General features: G+C 67.7%; 1 pseudogene. It reads right to left on the reverse strand.

The features are described from left to right. Nucleotides 1-20: 20 nt before the first annotated feature. Nucleotides 21-220, reverse strand: a pseudogene (locus H0524_RS18970) (hypothetical protein); the annotation flags it as partial.

Below are 220 nucleotides of genomic sequence, written 5' to 3' on the forward strand. Positions count from 1 at the left end.
GTCTGTGGGTTGGGGTGGGGTCAGCTGGTCCAGTGCTCGGCCACCAGGTCAGCGGCCTGGGTCTCCCACTGGGCGTAGTGGAACGGGTACGCCGACACCTGGACCTTCTGCGCGGCCTCGGTCAACGGCAGTTCCTGCCAGCCCTCCACCTGCTTCAGGCCCTTGAGGAAGGCGGTGGTGGAGTACTCGGGGTCGGTGATCTGCTCGACCGTGCCCCACC

Origin of the sequence: Salinispora sp. H7-4 (assembly GCF_013416675.1) — a bacterium.
Lineage (GTDB): Bacteria > Actinomycetota > Actinomycetes > Mycobacteriales > Micromonosporaceae > Micromonospora > Micromonospora vitiensis.